Origin of the sequence: Methylorubrum populi (assembly GCA_036946625.1) — a bacterium.
GTDB classification, from domain to species: Bacteria; Pseudomonadota; Alphaproteobacteria; order Rhizobiales; family Beijerinckiaceae; genus Methylobacterium; species Methylobacterium populi_C.
The window spans coordinates 1,127,265-1,147,542 of record JAQIIU010000002.1 but is presented as its reverse complement, the minus strand read 5'-3'; the positions used below and the strand labels follow the sequence as shown (position 1 = coordinate 1,147,542).

At 68.7% G+C, this 20,278-nt stretch carries 15 protein-coding genes and 1 tRNA gene; 5 read left to right on the top strand and 11 right to left on the bottom strand.

The features are described 5' to 3' along the window. Positions 1-167: 167 nt before the first annotated feature. Entirely contained in the window at positions 168-1,478 is a 1,311-nt protein-coding gene (locus tag PGN25_07470; GenBank protein ID MEH3117435.1) for an IS4 family transposase, read from the top strand. Positions 1,479-1,859: 381 nt separating this feature from the next. Here PGN25_07470 and PGN25_07465 read toward each other — a convergent pair whose 3' ends face one another. Next, positions 1,860-3,926, bottom strand: a complete 2,067-nt coding sequence (locus tag PGN25_07465; protein MEH3117434.1) for a protein meaA — start codon at positions 3,924-3,926, stop codon at positions 1,860-1,862. A 574-nt stretch (positions 3,927-4,500) separates the two neighbouring features. Between PGN25_07465 and PGN25_07460 the strand changes: the two genes are divergently transcribed. Continuing rightward, complete coding sequence (locus tag PGN25_07460; GenBank protein MEH3117433.1) at positions 4,501-5,973, top strand: catalase; 1,473 nt, start codon at positions 4,501-4,503, stop codon at positions 5,971-5,973. A gap of 179 nt (positions 5,974-6,152) precedes the next feature. After that, positions 6,153-7,451 (top strand): crotonyl-CoA carboxylase/reductase, encoded by a 1,299-nt coding sequence (ccrA, locus tag PGN25_07455; protein MEH3117432.1) that lies wholly within the window; start codon positions 6,153-6,155, stop codon positions 7,449-7,451. Between the two features lie 266 nt (positions 7,452-7,717). Here the strand turns inward: ccrA and PGN25_07450 are convergent, their stop codons facing one another. The 3 genes from PGN25_07450 to PGN25_07440 all read right to left on the bottom strand — a co-directional run bounded on the left by PGN25_07450 (position 7,718) and on the right by PGN25_07440 (position 10,471). After that, entirely contained in the window at positions 7,718-8,542 is an 825-nt protein-coding gene (locus tag PGN25_07450) for a class I SAM-dependent methyltransferase (protein ID MEH3117431.1), read from the bottom strand. Between the two features lie 213 nt (positions 8,543-8,755). Next, on the bottom strand, positions 8,756-9,775 hold the full coding sequence (gene ilvC / locus PGN25_07445) for a ketol-acid reductoisomerase (protein ID MEH3117430.1): 1,020 nt from the start codon (positions 9,773-9,775) through the stop codon (positions 8,756-8,758). 33 nt (positions 9,776-9,808) lie between these two features. Further along, a complete protein-coding gene (locus tag PGN25_07440; protein ID MEH3117429.1) occupies positions 9,809-10,471 on the bottom strand; it encodes a TetR/AcrR family transcriptional regulator in 663 nt (220 codons plus the stop codon). 232 nt (positions 10,472-10,703) lie between these two features. On the opposite strand from PGN25_07440, the gene PGN25_07435 reads away from it, so the two are divergent. Together PGN25_07435 and PGN25_07430 are read left to right on the top strand one after the other, a co-directional pair. Beyond that, a tRNA-Val gene (locus tag PGN25_07435) sits at positions 10,704-10,778 on the top strand. Between the two features lie 126 nt (positions 10,779-10,904). Then, positions 10,905-11,459, top strand: a complete 555-nt coding sequence (locus PGN25_07430) for a TerB family tellurite resistance protein (GenBank protein ID MEH3117428.1) — start codon at positions 10,905-10,907, stop codon at positions 11,457-11,459. Positions 11,460-11,893: 434 nt separating this feature from the next. On the opposite strand, the gene PGN25_07425 is transcribed toward PGN25_07430, so the two are convergent. The 7 genes from PGN25_07425 to PGN25_07395 form a co-directional block, all read right to left on the bottom strand. Then, the gene (locus PGN25_07425) at positions 11,894-13,426 is read right to left on the bottom strand and encodes an acyl-CoA carboxylase subunit beta (protein ID MEH3117427.1); all 1,533 of its coding nucleotides are present in this window, start codon (positions 13,424-13,426) and stop codon (positions 11,894-11,896) included. Between the two features lie 149 nt (positions 13,427-13,575). Next, complete coding sequence (locus PGN25_07420) at positions 13,576-14,376, bottom strand: ATPase (protein MEH3117426.1); 801 nt, start codon at positions 14,374-14,376, stop codon at positions 13,576-13,578. Then, the gene (locus PGN25_07415) at positions 14,373-15,116 is read right to left on the bottom strand and encodes an HAD-IA family hydrolase (GenBank protein MEH3117425.1); all 744 of its coding nucleotides are present in this window, start codon (positions 15,114-15,116) and stop codon (positions 14,373-14,375) included. The genes PGN25_07420 and PGN25_07415 overlap by 4 nt, the downstream gene beginning before the upstream one ends. 20 nt (positions 15,117-15,136) lie before the next feature. After that, positions 15,137-15,472, bottom strand: a complete 336-nt coding sequence (locus PGN25_07410; protein MEH3117424.1) for a serine/threonine protein kinase — start codon at positions 15,470-15,472, stop codon at positions 15,137-15,139. A gap of 206 nt (positions 15,473-15,678) precedes the next feature. After that, positions 15,679-17,016 carry an RluA family pseudouridine synthase gene (locus tag PGN25_07405; GenBank protein MEH3117423.1) on the bottom strand — a complete coding sequence of 446 codons (1,338 nt, stop codon included), beginning with the start codon at positions 17,014-17,016 and terminating at the stop codon, positions 15,679-15,681. A gap of 411 nt (positions 17,017-17,427) precedes the next feature. After that, positions 17,428-18,675: an Hsp70 family protein gene (locus tag PGN25_07400; protein ID MEH3117422.1), complete on the bottom strand. Its 1,248-nt coding sequence runs from the start codon at positions 18,673-18,675 to the stop codon at positions 17,428-17,430. Between the two features lie 93 nt (positions 18,676-18,768). Next, a complete protein-coding gene (locus PGN25_07395) occupies positions 18,769-20,262 on the bottom strand; it encodes a carboxypeptidase M32 (GenBank protein MEH3117421.1) in 1,494 nt (497 codons plus the stop codon). Between the last annotated feature and the right edge of the window lie 16 nt (positions 20,263-20,278).

The following is a 20,278-nucleotide window of genomic DNA, read 5'->3' as shown; positions in this document are numbered from 1 at the left end:
TGAGGGGCGAGAGGGGATCACTGCAGTCAAACAGGCTCTGAGAGCTATGCCTTTTAAGGTTCGTTTATATTAACTATATCCTTGCAATGAGCGAAGCATTGCAAGGATCCGATCCAGTCTGGTCTGCCGTCATTGAACGGTTCGAGAACTATGCGCCGACGAGCCTGATGGCCCGCACGGCCTTGGAACACGCGCTGCCGGCCGGCTGGATCGACGAGGTGTTCGAGCAGCATCGCCAGCGGCAATACACGCGGGAGTTGCTGTTCTCCACTGTCGTCAGGCTGACGATGCTCGTCGCTCTCGGCCTGCGCTCGTCGTTGCACGCCGCTGCGCGCGAAGCCGAAGACCTGACCGTCTCGCTGCCCGCCCTCTACGACAAGGTCAACCGCACCGAGCCCGACCTGCTGCGCGCCCTCGTGCGCGGCAGCGCGACCCGACTGGCCCCGGTGATGACCGCGGCGGGCACCGGCCATCCGAGCCTGCCGGGCTACGCACTGCGCGTGCTGGACGGCAACCATCTGCCCGGCAGCGACAAGCGCCTGAAGCCTCTGCGCGCGCATCGCGGCGCCGCCCTGCCGGGGCAGACCCTGGTCGTCTACGATCCCGATACCGGCCTGGCCGTCGATCTGGTGGCGGCCGAAGATGCTTATGCCGACGAACGGGCGCTGGCCCGGGCCCTCCTGGACGCTGCCGCGCCCGGTCAGGTCTGGGTCGCCGATCGGCACTTCTGTGTCCGGACCTGGCTGCAGGGTCTGGTTGAGGCAGGCAGCCACTTCGTGGTGCGTCGGCACGGCAACCATCCCCGCCTGGGCGCGCAGGGGGATTGGCAGGCGTGCGGCTCCTGCGAGACCGGCACACTGTGTGAGCAGAGCATTACGCTGGAGGGGAGCGGCGATGCGTGGCGGCGCATCGCGCTGAGCTTGACGGCGCCAACGACGGAGGGAGACCGGACGATCTGGCTGTGGAGCAACCTGCCGGCGAGCGTCAGTGCGGCGCAGATCGCGCAGGTGTATCGGCGACGCTGGCGGATCGAGGGTCTGTTCCTGCAGATGGAACGGGTGCTGCACAGCGAGGCCGGTCGCCTGGGTCGTCCGCGGGCGGCCCTGCTGGGGTTTGCCGCTGCCGTTCTGGCCCACAACGTGCTGAGCCTGCTGAGCGCGTGCATCGAGCAGGTGCACGGGCCCGAGCCGCGGGTCTCGGTGTTCCACCTGAGCCGTCAGATCGGTGCCGGCTACGAGGGGCTGATGGTGGCGCTCGGACACGGCTCTGTGTTGACGGGCCAGGAGGATGCGGCGAGCGTCGCGGCCCGCTTGCTCGCCTTGGCGGAGCGGGTCGACCCAGGGCGGATTGCAACCAGCCCGCGTGGTCCCAAGCGCAAGGTCGACAAGCCCTATGTAGCGGCGGCTACGGCCCGAAAACACGTCGCCACCGCCAGGGTCCTCGAAAAGGCCAAGCTAATGGCTAAGAAAACACCTTAAAAGGCATGGCTCTCAGAGCCTGTTTGACCGGCCGCCGTGTCTTCGTCAGGCAACGGCAAGGCGAGAGGAAGATTCTACTCCCATCCTGAACCCTCATCCTGAGGTGCCGGAGCGCAGCGGAGGCCTCGAAGGGTGCTCCAGGGATCGCGCGGGATCTGGAGCCCCCTTCGCGGCCGCTCACGCGGCACCTCAGGATGAGGGGCGAGATGGGATCACTGCAGTCAAACAGGCTCTGAGAGGGGCTGCGCGCCGCGATCAACCGCGGTTCGGCGAAGATCGCGGACGTCGATTCGTGAGAATGATTCTCGAACGTCACCTCATTCCGCGAGGGGAGGAGGTGACGTTCACCCCGAAATCGCTCCCGAGCCGTTGGGGCGGCCGTCAGAACACCTGCGCGGCATTCCCGTTCCGCTTCGCCGCCCCCGGCACGCCGGCCTCCGCATCGGCCCGGTCGGCGGCGCGCTTGTCGAGCGCCCGCTCCACCACCTTGGCGAGACCGACCATGATCTTGTCGAGCTCGTAATCCTTCGGCGTGTAGACGGCGGTGACGCCCATGTTCTTGAGCACCAGTTCGTCCTCGGTCGAAATGATGCCGCCGACGACCACCGGCACGTGGTCGAGGCCAGCCTCGCGCAGCTTGGCCTTCACCTCGCGCACCAGCGGCACGTGGCTTCCCGAAAGAACCGACAGGCCGATGACGTGGGCGCCGCGCTCGCGCGCCTTGGCGACGATCTCCGTCGGCGTCTGGCGGATGCCGTCGTAGGTCACGTCGAAGCCGACGTCGCGGGCGCGCAGCGCGATCTGCTCGGCGCCGTTGGAATGGCCGTCGAGTCCGGGCTTGCCGACGACGAGGCGCGGCGTCTCGCCGAGCCGCTCGCCGAGGTCGGCGATGAGCAGGCGCGCGTCTTCCGCCGCCCCCGAGGTCACCGTCTGAAGCGTCACGCCGGTGGGAGCGCGATACTCGCCGAACACCTCGCGCAGACGCTGGCCCCACTCGCCGGTCGTCACCCCCGCCTTCGCGGCGGCGATCGAGACCGGCATGATGTTGGCGCCCGAGCGCGCCGCCTGTTCGAGATCGTCCAGAGCCTTGCCGACGGCCCGGTCGTCGCGCTTGGCGCGCCAGTCGCGGATGCGAGCCTCGGCCTCCATCTCGACCGTCTCGGAGACGGTGAAGATCGCGCCGTCCCCGGCGGTCAGCGGCGAGGGTTCGCCCTGCTGCCACTTGTTGACGCCGACGACGATCTGGTCGCCCTTCTCGATCGCCGCGATGCGCTTGGCGTTCGATTCCACCAGCGCCCGCTTCAACTCGCCGGCCTCGACCGCCGTGACCGCGCCGCCGAACTCGGCGATGCGCTTCAACTCGGCCCGGGTCTGCTCCTTCAGGGCCTCGACGCGGGACTCGATCACCGTCGAGCCGTCGAAGATGTCGTCGTATTCGAGCAGGTCGGTCTCGAAGGCCAGGATCTGCTGCATCCGCATCGACCATTGCTGGTCCCAGGGACGCGGCAGGCCGAGCGCCTCGTTCCAGGCCGGCAACTGCACCGCGCGGGCGCGGGCGCGCTTCGAAAGCGTCACCGCCAGCATCTCGATCAGGATGCGGTGGACGTTGTTTTCGGGTTGCTGTTCCGTGAGTCCGAGACTGTTGACCTGCACGCCGTAGCGAAAAATCCGCTTCTTGGCGTCGGCGATGCCGTAGCGCTCCTGGGCGATCTCGTCCCACAGCTCGGCGAACGCCCGCATCTTGCAGATCTCGGTGACGAACCGCATGCCGGCGTTCACGAAGAACGAGATCCGGCTGAACACGTCGGAGAAGCCGGCCTCGTCGAAATCGGGATCGTCGCGCACCGTATCGAGCACGGCGATGGCGATGGCGAGCGCGTAGGAGAGTTCCTGGACCGGCGTCGCTCCCGCCTCCTGCAGGTGGTAGGAGCAGACGTTCATCGGGTTCCACTTCGGCACGTTCCCGGTCGTGAACAGGATCACGTCCTTGGTCAGCCGCAGCGAGGGCGCGGGCGGGAACACGTAGGTGCCGCGCGAGAGGTATTCCTTGATGATGTCGTTCTGCGTGGTGCCCTGGAGCGCCGCGATCGGCGCACCCTGCTCCTCGGCCACCGCGAGGTAGAGCGACAGCAGCCACGGCGCCGTGGCGTTGATCGTCATCGACGTGTTCATCTGCGCCAGCGGGATCTGGTCGAACAGGGTCCGCATATCGCCCAGATGCGCGATCGAGACGCCGACCTTGCCGACCTCGCCGCGGGCGAGTTCGTGGTCGGGGTCGTAGCCGGTCTGGGTCGGCAGGTCGAAGGCGACCGACAGGCCGGTCTGCCCCTTGGCGAGATTGCCGCGATAGAGCGTGTTCGATTCAGCCGCCGTGGAGTGGCCCGCATAGGTGCGGATGATCCACGGCTTGTCGCGCTTGACCTCGGCGATGCCCGCTCGCGCGCTCATCCCACTCTAACTCCCTGTCCGATCCAGCTTCGCGCCTGCGGCACGGCTGTTGGCCGGCACCGTAGCGAAACCGCCGCGTCGCGTCATCTGGGATAAGAGCCTGTTTGACCGGCCGCCGTGTCTTCGTCAGGCCACGGCAAGGCGAGAGGAAAGCCCTGCTCCCCTCCCCACCCTCATCCTGAGGTGCCGGAGCGCAGCGGAGGCCTCGAAGGGTGCTCCAGATCCCGCGCGATCCCTGGAGCATCCTTCGAGGCCGCTCACGCGGCACCTCAGGATGAGGGTCGAGATGGGAGCACCGCAGTCAAACAGGCTCTAAGGGTCGAGGTCGGACTGCCGTCGCACTGGAAAAACTTGATGCCGCGGTGAAGCGGATTTGTCGTCCGCGCAGACTTCGGGCCGGTCGAGATCCTTCGATTCCCCGCACCGGCCCCGGGGCAGGGCCGGCGAATGCATCGCTGCGTCGCAGATTCGAATGGCTCCAACCTCGGCCTCACGCGTTGGGGTGGCAACGCTCGCACGAGCACGCCGACGGTTGCGACGTCCGCCCGCAGAGGCGTTCGAGAGGAGAGACACGATGGCAGATCAGGGCCCACGGCTCACCACCGCCTTCGGAAATCCGGTTTCCGACAACCAGAACTCGCTCACCGCCGGCCCCCGCGGGCCGGTGCTGATGCAGGACTACCACCTCATCGAGAAGATGGCCCACTTCAACCGGGAGCGGATTCCGGAACGCGTGGTCCACGCCAAGGGCTACGGCGCCTACGGCACCTTCCGGCTCACCAAGTCGCTCGCCGAGTTCACCCGCGCCAAGGTGCTGACCGAGGTCGGCAACGCGGTGCCGATGGTGGCTCGCTTCTCCACCGTCGGCGGCGAGTCCGGCTCGGCCGACACCGCCCGCGATCCGCGCGGCTTCGCCCTCAAGTTCTATACGAGCGAGGGCAACTGGGATCTCGTCGGCAACAACACGCCGATCTTCTTCGTGCGCGACGCGATCAAGTTCTCCGACTTCATCCGCACGCAGAAGCGCGATCCGCGCACCCACCTCAAGCCCCACTGGCGCCGCTGGGACTTCTGGAGCCTCTCGCCGGAAGCGATCCATCAGGTGATGTTCCTGTACTCGGATCGCGGCACGCCGAAATCGGCCCGGTTCATGAACGGCTACGGCTCGCACACCTTCTCGCTCTGGAACGACCGGGGCGAGCGCTACTGGGTGAAGTTCCACTTCCTCACCAAGCAGGGCATCCAAAACTTCTCTGCCGACGAGGCCGACGCGGTGGCGGGCAAGGATCCGGACCACTCCGCCGCCGACCTCTCGAACGCCATCGAGAAGGGCGACTTCCCGAAGTGGAAGGTCGCGGTGCAGATCATGCCGGAACTGGAAGCCGACACCTACCGCATCAACCCGTTCGACCTCACCAAGGTCTGGCCGCACGGCGATTACCCGCTGATCGAGATCGGCGAGATGGAGCTGAACCGAAACCCCGACAACTACTTCGCCGAGATCGAGCAGTCCGCCTTCGAGCCGTCGAACGTCGTGCCCGGCATCGGTTTCTCGCCGGACAAGATGCTGCAGAACCGCGTGCTGTCCTACGCCGACGCCCACCGCTACCGGCTCGGCGTGAACTACCAGCAGATCCCGGTGAACCAGCCCAAGAACGCGGCCGTGCAGACCTATCACCGCGACGGCGCCATGCGCACCGACGGCAACCACGGTGCGCAGGTGGATTACGAGCCCAACTCCTTCGGCGGGCCGAAGCAGGATCCGTCCTTCGCCGAGCCGCCCTTGCGCATCCGCGGCGATGCCGGCCGCTACGGCTGGCCGGGCGACGACGAGGATCTCTACGGCCAGCCGCGGCTGTTCTGGACCAAGGTGCTCGACGAGGGCGGCCGCAAGCGGCTCGTCGACAACGTCGTCACCTCGATGGGCGACAGCCCGCGCAACATCCAGGAGCGAATGATCGCCCACTGGTTCAAGGTGCACGAGGATTTCGGGCGCGGCGTCGCCCAGGGCCTCGGCATCGACATCCGTCGGGCGGCCGCCGAGTAGTCACTTCAACGATATTTTGAATTCAGGGGCGCCGATCTCGGTCGGTGCCTCTTTTTTGTGCGGAGAGGACAAGCCCTCGCCTTTTGGGCCACTTGGAAGGCCGGAAACATCGTGCTTATAGCGTCGGCCAAGGTCGCGCGGTTCGTCACGCGCGGGCCAGAACAACAGGGAGTGCCACGATGGCTGCAAGCGCAGCGCCGGCCTGGACCGGGCAGACGGCGGAAGCCAAGGATCTTTACGAGCTCGGCGAGATCCCTCCGCTCGGCCACGTGCCTGCCAGGATGTATGCTTGGGCGATCCGCCGCGAGCGCCACGGGCCTCCGGAGCAATCCCACCAGCTCGAAGTCCTGCCGGTCTGGGACATCGGCGACGACGAGGTGCTGGTCTACGTCATGGCCGCGGGCGTGAACTACAACGGCGTCTGGGCCGGGCTCGGCGAGCCGATCTCGCCCTTCGACGTGCACAAGGGCGAGTACCACATCGCCGGCTCGGACGCCTCCGGTATCGTCTGGAAGGTCGGCGCCAAGGTGAAGCGCTGGAAGGTCGGCGACGAGGTCATCGTCCACTGCAATCAGGACGACGGCGACGACGAGGAGTGCAACGGCGGCGACCCGATGTTCTCGCCGACCCAGCGCATCTGGGGCTACGAGACCGGCGACGGCTCCTTCGCGCAGTTCTGCCGGGTGCAGTCGCGCCAGCTCATGTCGCGGCCCAGGCACCTGACCTGGGAAGAGGCCGCCTGCTACACGCTCACGCTCGCCACCGCCTACCGCATGCTGTTCGGCCACGCGCCGCACACCGTGCGCCCGGGCCAGAACGTGCTGATCTGGGGTGCCTCCGGCGGTCTCGGCGTGTTCGGCGTGCAGCTCTGCGCGGCATCCGGCGCCAACGCCATCGCCGTGATCTCGGACGAGTCGAAGCGCGACTACGTGATGAGCTTGGGCGCCAAGGGCGTCATCAACCGCAAGGACTTCGACTGCTGGGGCCAGCTCCCGAAGGTCAACAGCCCCGAGTACAACACCTGGCTCAAGGAAGCCCGGAAGTTCGGCAAGGCGATCTGGGACATCACCGGCAAGGGCAACGACGTCGACATCGTGTTCGAGCATCCGGGCGAGGCGACCTTCCCGGTCTCGTCGCTGGTGGTGAAGCGCGGCGGCATGGTGGTGTTCTGCGCCGGCACCACCGGCTTCAACATCACCTTCGACGCCCGCTACGTCTGGATGCGCCAGAAGCGCATCCAGGGCTCGCACTTCGCCCACCTCAAGCAGGCCTCGGCCGCCAACCAGTTCGTCATGGACCGGCGGGTCGATCCCTGCATGAGCGAGGTGTTCCCCTGGGACAAGATCCCGGCCGCCCACACCAAGATGTGGAAGAACCAGCACCCGCCGGGCAACATGGCGGTGCTCGTCAACGCGACCCGCGCGGGCCTGCGCACGGTCGAGGACGTGATCGAGGCCGGTCCGCTGAAGGCGATGTAAGCCCTGCTCCGCCGTCATCGCGAGCGTCGGCGAAGCGATCCAGCGTCGCGACTTGTCCGGCGCCGCCGCGCTCCTGGATTGCTTCGCCTGACGGCTCGCAATGACGGTGTGAGCCTCCCTCTTCCGTCATTGCGAGCGAAGCGAAGCAATCCAGAGCGCGACGTAGGCCGGATGAGCCGCGCGTGTCATCCGAAACCATTCGCCAGCCGTACAAAAAAGCGCCTGTGCATCCTGCAAGATGCGCGGGTGCTTCTGCTTCCGGAACCTCAACGCACCCGGTCGATCGCCCGCTGCGGCGTGCCGATGGTGGTGTGGAACGGCCGCTCGCCTGCGCCCTTCTCGAAGGCGACGATGCTGTCGAAGACGTGGATCGCGCCGATGCCGCGTCCGATCTCTCGCGCGCCGCGGTCGTGATACCAAGCGTGCATGTCGTCGATGAGCGCCTTCGTCATCTCCAGGAACGTGCCCTTGCGGCGATAGCCGCCCTCGTAGTCGCGCCAGTACGAGGTGTGCAGATCCTCGGCGACGTAGAGCCCGTCCTCCGCCATCAGCGGAAACAGGGTCTCGAAGCTGACCCGCTGGTGGCGCGCGACGTGGCTGCCATCGTCGAGGACGACGTCGACGCCGCCCATCTCCTCGACCACGGAGCGCAGGAAGGCGGGATCGGCCTGCGAGCCGATCCGCACCTGTGCCGCGCGGCCGTCGAACACCGCGCAGCGCGGATCGACGTCGATGCCGTAGAGGATGGCGGACTCGCCGAAGAAGCGGCGCCACAGGTCGAGCGAGCCGCCTTGGTAGACGCCGATTTCGAGGAAACGCAGCGGCCGCCCGTCCGGCATGCCGGTTCGATAAGGTGCGAACAGCCGGCTGTAGATCGGCAGGAAGTGGTTCCACTTGTTGATCAGGTGACTGCCGTCGTAGCCGTAGAATAGTTTCGAGAAGGCGTCGTCGCCCCGGGCCTTCACCTCGGCCAGATCGCGGTAGAAGTCGTTTGCCGGGCTGTCGCGGAGTAATCCCGCGGCCTTTGCGACGGATTTGAGTTTCTGCTTGATCCGTGGGTGGTTTCTCAGAGTCTGTCTCAAGAAAGTCATGTCGAGAGGCGGGCCGCCGCGCTGTTCGAGGTCGCGTGCACGAAGCACGACCCGGTGCGGTTCGTAAAGCCGGGGTCCGTTGCCTCGGGCCTCAAGGAGCGTTTAAGGCGCAAGGGCGCAAGCGGGGCTATGAAAAGGCCGGTCACGCTCGCGCGAACCGGCCTTCCCGCGCAACGGTGGAGGCCGAGCGAAGCCCGGCCTCCCCATGCCAAATCAATTCTTCGTCTTGTCGACCAGGGCCTTCTCGGAGATCCACGGCATCATGCCGCGCAGCTTAGCGCCGACCTCCTCGATCGGGTGGGCGGCGAGCTTGGCGCGGGTGGCCTTGAACGAGGTCTGGCCGACCTTGTTCTCCAGCATCCAGTTGCGGGTGAAGATGCCCGACTGGATGTCGTTGAGGACGCGCTTCATCTCGGCCTTGGTCTCCGGCGTCACGATGCGCGGGCCGGTGACGTACTCGCCGTACTCGGCGGTGTTCGAGATCGAGTAGTTCATGTTGGCGATGCCGCCCTCGTAGATGAGATCGACGATCAGCTTCACCTCGTGCAGGCACTCGAAATAGGCCATCTCGGGGGCGTAGCCCGCCTCGACCAGGGTCTCGAAGCCGGCCTTGATCAGCTCGACGAGGCCGCCGCAGAGCACGGCCTGCTCACCGAACAGGTCGGTCTCGCACTCCTCCTTGAAGGTCGTCTCGATGATGCCGGCGCGGCCGCCGCCATTGGCCGAGGCGTAGGAGAGGCCGAGGTCGTGGGCGTTGCCCGACGCGTCCTGGGCGATCGCGATCAGGGTCGGCACGCCGCCGCCCTTGAGGTACTCGCCGCGCACGGTATGGCCGGGGCCCTTCGGGGCGACCATCAGCACGTCGAGGTCCTTGCGCGGCTCGATCAGGTTGAAGTGCACGTTGAGGCCGTGGGCGAACAGGAGCGCGGCGCCCTCCTTCATGTTCTTCTCAAGCGACTCCTTGTAGATGTCGCCCTGCAACTCGTCGGGGGTCAGCATCATCACCACGTCGCCCCACTTGGCGGCCTCGGCGACGTTCATCACCTTGAAGCCCTCGGCTTCAGCCTTCTTGGCCGTGGCGGAGCCCTCGCGGAGCGCGATGGCGATGTCCTTCACGCCCGAATCGCGCAGGTTGAGCGCGTGGGCATGGCCCTGGGAGCCGTAGCCGACGATGACGACCTTCTTGCCCTTGATCAGGTTCAGGTCGGCGTCGCGATCGTAATAGACGCGCATGGTGGTGTCCTCTCTGGTTGAACGGGTTTCGGTTCAGGGTTTCGCCTGGCCGTAGAGGGTCAGGAACTGCTCGACGGCGCGGGCCGCCTCGCTTCGGATGCCGGCGGCGTCGAGGTCGAGCGCGTCGCCGAGCAGAAGTCGGATCTGGATATCGCGGCCGACCAGACCGAAGAAGGTCCGGAAGGCCGTCTCGCTGTCTTCGAAGGCGAGGAGACCCGCCGCGCGGCCGGCCTCCAGCACGGGCTTGACCCGCTCGCCGATGGCGAAACGGCCGTTCGCCAGCACGATGCCGCCGAGATTACCCTTCTGTGAGGCGCCTTTGCGGGAGCCCGCATCGGCGATGGCGATGCGGTTGAGGGCCACCGAGGTGCGGCTGGCGATCACCGCGAGCCAGCTCCCGGCGAAATCGAGGAGGTTTTCGCGCAAGGCGGCGGCGTCGAGATCGGCCACCTCGTAGCGGCCGGCATGGACCCGCGAGGCCTGCCAGCGGACGGTCGCGGTCAGCAGCCCGTCGCGGTCGCCGAACCACTTGTAGAGCGTTTCCTTCGAGCAACTCGCCCGGCGCGCCACCGCGTCCATGGTGAGCGGATCGCCGCCATCGACCATCAGGGCCAGGGCCGCGTCCAGCACCGCCTGCTGACGCGGAGAGGGCGTCTCGGGCGCGGACGCGTCCGTCGCAAGGGCGCTCGTCTGCATGATGCGGCCGTCGAATGCGTACCGTACGGTACGGTACGGTACGCTCCCGTAGCGCGTTCGAGCCTGCGAGACAAGCGTGGGGCGAGCGGTCGAGGCGAGTGAATCGAACGGCGTCACGATTCCGCCGCCGCCGCGCGGAAGCCGCTTTACGAGCGCCCGGCCACGGCGTATACGGCCCTCCGTCGCTGCGGCGACACCCGTGCCGCCCTCCGCAAGCGGCACCGTGGGGCTCGGGTGCGTAGCTCAGCGGGAGAGCATTCGCTTCACACGCGAAGGGTCACAGGTTCGATCCCTGTCGCGCCCACCACCGCCCCTCACGACTTATCCCAACCACGACCGAACTCTTGCGAGCGCAGGGCATTTGACCCTCGGGCGCCTGCATGGTCGGTTAGTCGATGATTCGCTTCATGTGCGGGTTTGCGGAGACCGCGTCTTGCCGATCCTCATCATCTTTGCCGCCATCGTCGCCAGCGTATTGTTCTGGCTGCTCCGGGCTCACTACACCGTCAAGCAGCTCAAGGAGATCGACCAGGACACCAAGGGGCTCCAGCGTCGGGCGAAGTCGGCCTTCGAGAATCTCGTCGGCACGCCGCTGCAGCGAGTGAACGACGTGCGGCTCGCCGCGGTGATCCTGATGATCCAGATCGTGCGCACCGGCAGCCCGATCACGGCCTCGGAGAAGACCCGCATCCTCGAACTGATGGAGAACCCGCTGGAGATCCAGACGATTTCCGCGACCTTCGAGCGGGCGTGGCGCTACACGCAGGAGCGTCGCCCCTTCTCCCTCGTCGCCGACCCGCTGCTGCCGCTGTTTCGCGAGAAGCTGACCGGCGAGGAGCGGATGCAGCTCGTCGACATGCTGACCAAGGTCGCCTCCGCCCATTCCGCACCGAGCGAGTTGCAGCGCGAGGCACTGGTGCGGTTGAAGCGGCGTCTCATCGGCGGAAAGCCGGCCCTCGCGACGAACCGCGCCGGCAATTTCGGCTAAATCGATACGAGGCCGCCCCGTGCTCCCACCGGAGCTGGCTGCACGTCGATCTGCTGCGCAGCAAGGCGATTTCCGACGAGACCGACTCGATCGCGGACCAGATCGTGCGCGGGGCAGCCGAAAGCGCCCTCGTGGACGGCTGTGCTTTCCTCGTCTACGAAACACCGATGCCGCCCGACGCCTGATACCGTTTCCGCTTGATCGCTTCGGGTTTGGCCCCCCTCCGTCATCGCGAGCGGCCGCGAAGCGATCCAGGGCGCGACAGGTCCGGAAAGGGCGCGCCCTGGATGGCCACGGCTTCGCCTCGCGATGACGCAGGAGAGGCCGAAGTCATCAACCGGATGGCGTATCAGGCGTCGGGCGGCATGTTCGTCTCGATCACAAATCCTTCGCTCGAAGCGCGCGTTTGGGCGCCGATCGCAGCCGCGTCGCGTTCAGAGCGGGATGTTGTCGTGCTTCTTCCAGGGCTGCTCCATCTCCTTGGTGCGCAGCATGCCCAGCGCCCGCGCGATGCGCTTGCGGGTGGAGTGGGGCATGATCACCTCGTCGATGTAGCCGCGCTCGGCCGCCACGAAGGGCGAGAGGAAGCGGTCCTCGTACTCCTTGGTGCGCCCGGCGATTTTCTCGTCGTCGCCGATCTCACTCCGAAAAATGATCTCGACCGCGCCCTTGGCGCCCATCACCGCGATCTGCGCCGTCGGCCACGCGTAGTTGAGGTCGGCGCCGACATGCTTCGAGGCCATGACGTCGTAGGCGCCGCCGAAGGCTTTGCGGGTGATGATGGTCACGAGCGGCACCGTCGCTTGGCTGTAGGCGAACAGCAGCTTGGCGCCGTGCTTGATCAGGCCGCCGTATTCCTGCGCCGTTCCGGGCAGGAAGCCCGGGACGTCCACGAAGGTGACGATCGGGATCGAGAAGGCGTCGCAGAAGCGCACGAAGCGCGCCGCCTTGCGGGAGGCATCCGAATCGAGCACGCCGGCCAGCACCAGCGGCTGGTTGGCCACGAACCCGACGGTGCGGCCCTCGACGCGGCCGAAGCCCGTGATGATGTTCCTGGCGTACGCCGCCTGGATTTCGAAGAAATCGCCCTCGTCCACGACCCGGCGGATCAGCTCGCCCATGTCGTAGGGCTTGTTCGGGTTGTCCGGGATCAGCGTGTCGAGCGACTTGTCGAGGCGCTCGACGTCGTCGAAGCTCTCGATCTCCGGCACGCCCTCGACGTTGTTGGCCGGCAGGAAGTCGAGCAGGCGGCGGATCTGGAGGATCGCCTCGACGTCGTTCTCGAACGAGCCGTCGGCGATCGAGGACTTGCTGGTATGGACCTTGGCGCCGCCGAGTTCCTCCGCCGTGACGACCTCGTTGGTGACGGTCTTCACCACGTCCGGGCCGGTCACGAACATGTAGCTCGTGTCGCGCACCATGAAGATGAAGTCGGTCATGGCCGGCGAGTAGACGTCGCCGCCCGCGCACGGCCCCATGATGACGGAGATCTGCGGGATCACGCCGGAGGCGGCGACGTTGCGGCGGAACACCTCGCCGTAGCCGCCGAGCGCGGCCACGCCCTCCTGGATGCGGGCGCCGCCGGCGTCGAAGATGCCGATGATCGGGGCGCGCATCTTGAGCGCCATGTCCTGGACCTTGACGATCTTGGCCGCATGCGCCTCGGAGAGCGAGCCGCCGAACACCGTGAAGTCCTTCGAGAACAGGAAGACGGTGCGCCCGTTCACGGTGCCCCAACCGGTCACGACGCCGTCGCCGGAGATCTTCTGTTTCTCCATGCCGAAATCGGTGGAGCGATGCTGCACGAACATGTCGAACTCCTCGAACGACCCGTGGTCGAGCAGGAGCTCGATGCGCTCGCGCGCCGTCAGCTTGCCGCGCTTGTGCTGCGCCTCGAGCCGCTTCTCCCCGCCGCCGAGACGGGCCTGGGCACGACGCTCCTCAAGCTTCTCGAGAATGTCCTTCATGGTCCTGGCGCGACTCCCTGGCGATCGAGATCGTTTTTTGAATGCAAATCAGACTGCAAGTCGGACTGTAAGAGCTTGACCTTGCACGGTTCGATCGCCCTTAGCACGCGCCTTTGCCGCCGGGAACGGGTCTCTCGGGGGGCGGGCGGTCAGGCCAGGGCCGCCACCGCGGCGGCGGCCTCGAACTCGGCCCGGCGGTGCACCAGACGCGCCTCGGCCTCGGCGTCGCGGCCCCAGACGCTCGCTTGGTGGCTTTCGTCCACGTGGGCCACGGCCCAGGCCTCGTCCGCGGTCAGGCGCGCATGCAGGACGGCGAGGGCGATGATCAGCGAGCCGGTGAGGGTCGTCAGCGCGTGCAGCGCCGCGAGCCGGAACGGATCGTCCACCGCCTCCACCGCCGCGCGGAGCGCCGAGACCGACTCCTCCGGTTGCTCGACATGCATCACGCCCTCGGCGAGGAACAGGCGCGCACCGAACGTTTCCGCGGCCCAGGTCACGAGCGGATCCCAGGCCGCCGCCTGCTCGGCGACCAAGCGTTCCGGCGTTCCGGTGCGATAGGCGATCAGGTCGGTGCCGGCATAGGCGCCGAGATCCGCGGCGACCGCCGCCCGGCGCTCGACCACGCCGTCGATCGTCGTGTTGACGAGGCGGGTGAGCGGCATGGTGCGCGGGTCGATCACGGCCTCCTGCGCCGCCCATTCCGCGGCGAGCGCCTCGCCGAGCCCGGCGTTCGGCACGCTCAGCGGCCGGCGGCCGGGGGTGTTGGCGCCGCGCCCGTCGAGGACGAGCCGGAAGCCGCCCTCGGCCTCGGCGATGCCGGCCTCTTCGTAGAAGCGCTTGGGCAGCGTCGGCGCCGTGCTCGCGCGGGCGGCCCGGATCGGGTCGGGCTTCGGATCGTCGCCGGGCTCGCCCAGCCAGTCGGAGGTCACGTCGTCGCCTGAAGTGCTCATGATCCGCAGATAGGACGTCGCGGATGCGGGCGCGAGCCTCGATCGGCTCCGAGGCGTTCCGTCACCGGCCCGGGCCGGGAAGCATCCAGGGAGCCGGAGAACAGGTCGCTCAGGGCGACGGCGGATTCGACCACCGTCACCGCACCCGCGCCGAACAGGACGCCGGGCGAATGGTAGCCCCAGCCGACGCCGACGGCCGCCACGCCCGCACTCCGGGCCATCATCATGTCGTAGGTCGTGTCGCCGATCATCACCGTCATGGAAGGCTCGGCACAGGCCTCGCTCATGGCTTGGTGCAGCATCGCCGGATCGGGCTTCGACGGCGCATCGTCGGCGGTCTGGATCGTGGCGAACCATCCCTCCCAGCCGTGCTTGTCCACGAGGTGATCGACGCCGCGGCGCGACTTGCCCGTGGCGATGCCGAGCCGGATGTCGTCGCGGCGGTGCAGCCGCTCGACCAACTCGGCCATTCCGGGGAACAGCGGCTCCTCGTAATCCGGATCGACGCGCAGCGCCTGGAACGCCTTGCGGTAACTGTGCGAGAGCGAATCGATCGGCCCCGCCTCGCCGACGAGGCGGCGGAACGCGTCGGGCAGCGACAGGCCGACGACCGAGAGCGCCTCCTTGCGCGGCGGCACGGCCAAGCCGTGTTCGGAGAAAGCGCGCCGCTGCGCCTCGACGATCAGGTGCTGGCTGTCGACGAGGGTGCCATCGACATCGAAGACGACGAGCTTGAGCACGGTGGTGGAGCCCCGAAGGCTCACGGCCGGCGAACGGGCGCCGGCTGGGAGGCCGGACGACGCTCGTAGCCGAGGCGGCAGCGGACGAGGAAGCGCCGCCGTGCCCCGCCGGACAGCTTGCGGCGATGCGATTCGCGGTTGCAGGAGGCGTAGGAGGTCCGCCGCCGCCGCTCCGACGCGCGCGCTCCCGGCGCCGGAGGCCGGGCGGCGGGCGGCGCCTGGGGCGCGACCGTGGCGGCCGGCGCGGGCTGGCCCTGCTTGCCCGGCGAACCGTCGGCAGGCGGCGCCGCGCCGGCCGGCACAACGGCGCAGAGCAGGCCGGCGAGCGCGACGGACGACAGCGTGACGAGCCTCATGGGATCTGACCTCGTTGCGGCGGCATCTTTGCGGGGAGGGAAAGCCGGAACGCTCGGTCAAGCCCGGCGAAAAGGCCTCTCGCCGGGAGGATTGAGACCACCTCGTCCTGCCCCCGTCCACGCGGCATCTCATGCCGGGAGAGCTATGGCGGGAGAACCGCTTTCCAAGGCGGGCCTCGTCTTCGTGAAGCACGGCTCGTGCCGGATCATGCCTCCGGGGCTTCGACGATCGGGTCGTAGCGGGCGGCGTCGAAGCCGAGCAGGTTCCAGCTCTGCCCCATATGCGGCGGCAGCGGCGCGCTGACATCGACCGGCCGGCCGGTACGCGGGTGCGGGATCACGATGCGGCGGGCGAGGAGGTGCAGGCGGTTCTGGATGCCGCCGGGCAACTCCCAGTTCTCCACGTCGAAATATTTCGGGTCGCCGACGATCGGGTGGCCGATATGCGCGGCGTGGGCGCGGAGCTGGTGCGTCCGGCCGGTCACGGGTTTCAGCGAGAGCCAGGCCAGCTTCTGCGCCGCCTGATCGACGGTGGCGTAGTAGGTGAGCGCGTGGCTCGCGCCCTCGTCGCCGTGCCTGGCGACCCGCATCCGCGCATCGGCATCCGTCGGCTCGTCCTTGACGAGATAGGTCGAGACCCGGCCCTGACGGGTGCGCGGGACGCCCGCCACCAGCGCCCAATAGATCTTGCGCGCCGCACGGGAGCGGAAGCTCTTGGCCAGCGTCGCGGCGGCGAGCCGCGTCTTGGCGACGATCAGGCAGCCGGCGGTGTCCTTGTCGAGGCGGTGGACGAGGCGCGGGCGCTGCCCGTCCGGCCCGGTCAGCGCCTCCAGCAGGCCGTCGACGTGACGCACGGTGCCGGAGCCGCCCTGGACGGCGAGCCCGAACGGCTTGTTGAGGATCATCATGTCCGCATCCTCGTAGAGGATCAGCGAACGCAGGAACTCGGCGTCGTCGGCGGCCCTGGCGGCGCTGCGCGGGCGGTCCGCCGGCGGGTCGAGCTTGAGCGGCGGCACCCGCACGCTCGATCCCGGCTCCAGGCGGTCGCTCGGCTTGGCGCGCTTGCCGTCGACCCGCAACTCGCCCTTGCGGACGATGCTCTGCACCCGGGTGAAGGGAAGCTGGGGGAAGCGCGCGCTCAGGAATCGGTCGATGCGCATCCCCGCCTCGTCGGGGGCGACGGTCAGCGTCTGCACGCCGCTCGCCAGCGTCGCCGAAGCGGCGGCGCGCTGCTCGCGGCGGGTCGGAGCGGCGGGCGGGGCCGGGGGTTCGGCGCGCGGCGCCTTCGCGCGAGACCGCGGGGCCTCGGCTCCGGACTTCGGCGCAGCGGGTTTCGCGGGGCGCTTCGGACGCGGCGCGCTGGCAACGGTCTCGCCGTCGTCCCAGGGCGAGCGGTCGGCGGCATCATCGCCGCGGTTGCGGGCGGCGCGCTGTGCCGCATCGCGGGCGGAGTTGCGCGGTCCGGTGCCGGGGCGCGGCGTGAAGCCGCCGGCTTTGGACCCGCGCCTGGCCCCGGAGCCGCGATGTGGAGGACGTCCCTTCATGCGCCGCTGCTATCATCCTGAGGTGACGGCGCAAAGCGCCGCGACCGCATGTTCCAGGGCCATCGCTTCAAGCGATGGCACTGGTTTTCTTGGCCCGCCTCAGTCGCCGGCGCCCGCCTCCGCGGGCTCAGGCTTTCGCTCCGCTCGATGTTTTTCAGGACGAATGTCCTGAAAAACCCGCTCCGCGCGGCGCTCTTCACGCCGCGAAGCCGCTCAAGCGGCTTCGAGCGATGGCCCTGCCGCATGTCCGCACAAACCGCGGGGGCGCTCGACGCCCGGTGCCGCTGCGAGACATCTCACTCCCGATCGGGCCGCGCCCATGCCGGTTCCGGCCTGCCCCGTCCCGTTCGAGCCACCCGGAACAGTGCGAGGGAATGCCACCGTCGCCACGAACGGTTCCGACAGGCAGGCTCAACCCGCGAGTCGCGCCGCCTCCAGGGTCAGCCCGAGCCCGACCGATCCGAAGGTGTCGCCGTCGACCACCCGCGCGGCCGGCACGCAGGCGGTCAGCGCCGTGCGGACATGCGGCAGGCCGGTCGAGCCGCCGGTGAGGAACAGCGCGTCGATCCGCTCCGCCGACAGCCCCGCCTGATCGAGGCAGCGGCCGATCCGCTGCGCCATGCGCCGCGCCAGATCGTCGGTATGTCCGGCGAGCCGCGTCCGGTCCACGCCGGCCGAGAGACCCGGTTCGACCCAGCCGAGATCGACGGTGCCGGTGCCCTCGTCGGACGCGGAGATCTTGGCGCCCTCCACCGCCATGGCGAGCGAATGGCCGCGCTCGGCCTCGACTACTCTGCGCAGCCGCGCGACCAGCTCCGGCCGGGCGGCGTCGCGTATCACCTCGTCGATCTCGCGCAGGGTCTTCGCGTTGTAGAGCCGGTTGATGCTCGACCACGTCGCGAGGTCGTGGAAATAGGCGTTCGGCACCGCGAGGTCCGCCCGCTTCATCGGGCTTCCCAACCCCAGCAGCGGCATCACCGCGCCGAGGCTGAGATTCCGATCGAAATCGGTGCCGCCGATGCGCACGCCGTCATTGGCCAGGATGTCGTCGGCCCGCTCGTCGCGTCCGTGCCGCTCCGGAGAGAGCCGGACGACGGAAAAGTCCGAGGTGCCGCCGCCGATATCGGCGATCAGCGCGATCTCCTCCGCACGCACCGTGCGCTCGTAGTCGAGCGCGGCGGCGATCGGCTCGTACTGGAAGCGGACGTGGCGAAAGCCGATGCTCCCGGCGATCTGCCGGAGCGTGTCCTCCGCCCTGCGGTCGGCCGCCGGATCGTTGTCGACGAAGTGGACGGGGCGGCCGTGCACCACCGTGTCGAGCGTCACGCCGGCCCCGGCCTCGGCCCGCGCCTTCACCATCGTCAGGTAGCGGGCGATCACGTCGCGGAAGCGGATGCGCTCGCGCCCGACCGGCGTGGTCTCCTCGATCAACGGCGAGCCGAGCACGGATTTCAGCGCCCGCATCAGCCGGCCGGGCGTGCCCTCGACATAGGCCTCGATCGCCGCGCGGCCGACCTGCGCGTCCCGGCCCGGCGCGAAGAAGATCGCGCTCGGCAGGGTGCGATGCGGGCCCTCCAACGGCACGAGGAGCGGGCGGTCGCCTGCGCCGATGCCGAGGGTGGTGTTGGACGTGCCGAAGTCGAGGCCGCAGGCCGCCATGGGGATCGGATCGCTCGGATGTGCCGGGGGAGGGCGGCCCCGTTACGGTGCCCGGGCGGCCGGCGCAATCCCCGTGTCTCCGAATCCTCGGCTTCAGCCCTCGCCGAGATAGCGACGCCGCAGATGTGCGAGGAAGTCGGCCGCACCGAGGGGCCGGCCGGTCGCGGCGATCAGCAGATCGTCCGTCGACAGCAGACTTCCCTTGGCGTGGACATGCTCCCGCAGCCAGCCGCGCAACTGCGAAAAATCACCCTCGGCCAGCGCCGGGCGGATGCCGGGATGCCGGACGTTCGCCGCCGTGAAGAGCTGCGCGGCGGCGATCGCACCGAGCGTATAGGTCGGGAAATAGCCGAAGCTGCCGCCCGGCCAGTGGATGTCCTGCAGGCAGCCGTTCCGGTCGTCCGGGACGGTCAGCCCGAGCAGTTCCTTCATCCCGTCGTTGAACGCGGCCGGCAGATCGGCCACCGCGAGATTGCCCCCGATCATTGCCGTTTCCAGGCGGTAGCGCAGCAGGATGTGGGCGGGGTAGGTCAGCTCGTCGGCGTCCACCCGGATGAAGCCGGGCTCGACGCGGGTGTAGAGCCGGTGGAGGTTGTCCGCCTCCCAGGCCGGCCCCTGGCCGCCGAAGGCCTCGCGCAGGGCCGGCGCCAGGAAGGCGCAGAACGCGGCCGAACGGCAGGCCTGCATCTCGACCAGAAGCGACTGGCTCTCGTGCAGGCTCATGCCGCGGGCCTGCCCCACGGGTTGATGGCGCCACGCCGCCGGGCGGCCCTGCTCGTAGAGCGCGTGGCCGGTCTCGTGCAGCACGCCCATCAGCGCGCCGGTGGCGCTGGCCTCGTCGTAGCGGGTGGTGATGCGCACGTCGTCGGTGGCGCCGCCGCAGAACGGGTGCAGGCTGACATCGAGCCGCCCGCGCTCGAAATCGAACCCGATCGCCCGCATCAGCCGCAGCCCGACCGCGCGCTGCGTCGCCACCGGGAACGGGCCCGGCAGCGGCAGGGGCGGGGCCTGCGCCGCTTGCCGCCCGCGCACCGCGACGACGAGATCGGGCAGGACCGCGCGCAACTCCGCGAACAGCGGATCGATGCGCGCGCGCCGCATGCCGGGATCGTAGCCGTCGAGCAGCGCGTCGTAGGCGCCGAGCCCGAGGGCCGCACCCTTGGCCTCGCCGATGAGGCGTTGCAGCCGCAGCACCTCCTCCAGATGCGGGCGCAGCCGGGCGAAGTCGGAGTCGCGGCGCGCCTCGCGCCAGACCATCTCGCAGCGGGTCGCCGCCTTCGAGGCCGCCGCCACGAGGTCGCCCGGCACCGCCGCGGCATGCGCGTAGGCGCGGCGCATCTCGCGCAGGTTCGCCGCCTCCCACGCGCCGAGACCGTCCTCGGCCTCGGCCGCATCCAGCCGCTCGCGGTTGCGCGGATCGGTCAGGATTTCGTGGGCGAGGACGCTCAGGACCGCGAGCTGCTCGCCGCGGGTCTCGGAGGCACCGTCCGGCATCTGGGTCTGCGTGTCCCAGCCCAGAATGCCGCCCGCGTCCTCAAGCGCACCGAGGCGGGCGAAGGTGGCGGTCAGCGTCGTGTAGGCCTGCATGATCGATCGGAATCCT